Source organism: Acidovorax sp. MR-S7, from assembly GCF_000400995.2.
Lineage (GTDB): Bacteria > Pseudomonadota > Gammaproteobacteria > Burkholderiales > Burkholderiaceae_C > MR-S7.
In genome coordinates, this window is sequence record NZ_DF238975.1 from 1 (window position 1) to 3,165 (window position 3,165).

Annotated in this window: 1 protein-coding gene; it reads left to right on the forward strand. The window is 59.0% G+C overall.

The window, feature by feature from the left end:
- Window positions 1-106 precede the first annotated feature (106 nt).
- Entirely contained in the window at window positions 107-3,022 is a 2,916-nt protein-coding gene (locus AVS7_RS18855; protein WP_003049965.1) for a Tn3-like element IS1071 family transposase, read from the forward strand.
- Window positions 3,023-3,165 lie beyond the last annotated feature (143 nt).

Sequence of the window (3,165 nt, forward strand, 5' to 3'; positions counted from 1 at the left end):
AAAGCTAGCACTGGCGCGGGGGTGGTCTGGGTAGACCGTTGATTTCATTGACTTTCCTGTTCGCTTTGTAAACGGGTATGGTGGCCTCCCACTTTTGAGGTTCACGATGCAGGGTTGGCACACAACGTTTTTGGGGATGCGTGGGCTCCCCCGCGATATCAGCGACTTCGAGATGAAGGCATTTTTCACCTTCGATGGTGCCGAGCGCGACGCAATCAATGCACGCCGAGGTGATTCCCACAAGCTTGGTCTGGCGCTCCATATTGGTTTCCTGCGCATGAGTGGGCGTTTGCTCGGTGCCTTTCGGGTAATTCCAGTAGCCTTGTGGCGCCACCTTGGCAACGAGCTTGGCATTGCAGCACCAGAAGTCGCCTCGCTGAGAGCCATGTATGAACGCGGGCGCACGCTATTCGATCACCAACAAGTAGCCTGCACGGTCCTTGGATTCCAGTGGATGAGCGAGCACCAGCGCCGCTCACTGGTACGTGAACTGCGCGACGAAGTGGCGCGCTGCGCCGACCGCGATCAGCTACTCGTGCGGGCGCGTCAATGGCTGTACAAGAACAAGCTGGTGATCGTGCACGAGCGGGCAATTCGGACACTGATTGCGGCGGCACTTGCCCAGCTTGAAGTTGAAACAGGCACCGCCATCGCCGCCAGCGTTGATCCAGCAACACTTGATCGCTGGCGAGCCTCAGTTTCAGAGCTGCGCCCAGATGGACAAACCCAGCAGAGTTGGCTATGGGCTGCACCGGCGAAACACTCAACCCGCCAAATCAGCGAGGTACTGGAGCGCATCGACCTGCTTTACACGCTGGACGTTCATAAGCACCTGGCAGACATCCCCGATCTCATCTTGCGCCGCTACGCGCGCCGACTTGTCTCCAGGCCGCCCTCAGCCGGAGCCAAGATCAAAGAGCCAGCGCGCACCGTGGAGGTCGCATGCTTTCTTCGGTATTGCCTGTTCACCACCACAGACCAGTTGATCCTTATGGTGCAGCGCCGGATCGCCGATCTGTGGCGTCAGGCTGCCGCCGATGTCCCCGCTACCGTCAATTGGGCCGCAATGTACAAAACGCTGCTCGGCGAACTTGTTGCCTTGAGCGCGCAAGGTGCGGTGCCAGATGCTGAGTTGCGTGCCCGTCTTGAAGCCTTGATCACCGAAACCCAGAAACGCAAACCACCGAGCAGGGCCTCCCTGGTCCGCGAGGGATTGATTGATGGAATTCGCCCCGTGCGGTCGTTGCTCGTCGCCATTGCAAAGCTGCCCTGGCAGGCCACCGGCGAGCATCCTGCCATCGAGTACCTTGCCAAGCTGCAAGCTTTATATCTCAAAGGATCCAGAAAGCTGCCAGTTGAAGTGGTGGCACCAAGTCTGGGAATGATCTGGCAGGTTTCGATCTCCAGCCCAGACCGGGAACGGGCGTTTCAGGCGTTGGAGGTGGCCACCCTGTTTGCCCTGCGCCGCGCGGTGCGCAATGGCTCGGTCTGGATTGAGCACAGCCTGAGCTTTCGGGGTCGTGCGCGCTTGTTCTTCACGGACGAGCGTTGGCAGGCAGAGTCCAAGAAACACTATGCCCGTCTATCGTTACCCAGCAAGGCTGCCACTTTCTTGAAGCCTTTGCTGGCCAGAGTAACTGCCGGTGTCGATGCGGTGGCCGCTGCAGCCCGCAGTGGCGTACTGCGCGTGGATGATGAACTCCATTTGTCGCCATTGCCCGCAGAGGACGAAGACCCAGAAGTGACCAAGCTGCGCGCGGCTTTGGATCACCGCATCGGTGAGGTTCAATTGCCGGAAGTGATTCTGGCCGTTGACGCCCAGGTGCGCTTTAGCTGGATCATGCTCGGACGTGAGCCGCGCTCTACCGACGAGCTGCTGATGGTCTATGCCGGCATCATGGCCCACGGCACCAGTCTGACTGCGGTCGAATGCGCGCGCATGATTCCGCAATTGTCTGCCACCAGCATTCGCCAGGCCATGCGCTGGGCGCGGGACGAACGGCGTCTGAGCCAGGCCTGCCAGGCTGTGCTGGAATTCATGCAGCGACACCCGATTGCCGCCACCTGGGGGCGGTCCGATTTGGCATCTTCTGACATGATGAGCATGGAGACCACCAAACGGGTGTGGCAAGCCCGGCTTGATCCTCGGCGCAACACACCTTCCATTGGAATCTACTCCCATGTAAAAGACCGGTGGGGCATCTTCCATGCGCAGCCCTTTGTGCTCAATGAGCGCCAGGCGGGCGTGGCCATTGAAGGTGTCATCCGCCAAGAAAAGCTGGAGACCAGCCAGCTTGCTGTGGATACCCATGGCTACACCGACTTTGCCATGTCACATGCCCGTTTGCTTGGTTTTGATCTTTGCCCGCGGTTGAAGGAACTCAAACAGCGCCACCTCTTTGTGCCACGCGGCACCAAAGTGCCCGCAGAAATCGCTGCGGTGTGCGAAGCCAATGTCGACGTCGCTTTGATCGAAAAGCATTGGGATAGTCTGGTGCACCTGGCAGCCTCGGTCATGAGCGGACATGCCAGTGCGGTGGCAGCTCTTGCGCGGTTCGGTTCTGCCGCCCAGGGCGATCCAATCTATGAGGCTGGCGTGCAATTGGGGCGGTTGCTGCGTACGGCGTTTTTGGCTGACTACTTTGTCAAGGACGCTTTCAGGAACGAGTTGCGCCGGGTGCTCAATCGGGGCGAGGCTGTTAACGCCCTCAAGCGCGCCATTTATACCGGCCGGATCAGCCCGGCGCAGGCCAAACGTGTCGATGAAATGCAGGCTGTGGCCGATGCGTTGAGCCTGATGGCCAACATCGTGATGGCGTGGAATACCTCACAGATGCAGGCGGTCCTGGATCGCTGGTCGAACCGCCGCCAGGTCATTCCACCGGAACTGATCGGGAAGATTGCGCCCACCAGGCTGGAGAGCATCAACTTGCGGGGTGTGTTTCGCTTCCCGGTTGACCGCTATGCTGACCAAATCCTGCCTTCGCGGCCAAATGCATCGATAACTGGCACCAATGGATGAAACCGACCACGGTTTGACGCCACGAATCGCAGATTTGAAAGTGAACAGGAAAGTCAATGAAATCAACGATCTACCAACACCACCTCCGCGCCAGTGCTAGCTTTTCGTACCGTCACTTATTGCACTGAAAACGAGGAGACCCC

Bases quoted from the DNA above. Each gene is read 5' to 3' on its own strand.
- AVS7_RS18855 (WP_003049965.1), top strand. From the start codon at position 107: ATGCAGGGTTGGCACACAACGTTTTTGGGGATGCGTGGGCTCCCCCGC.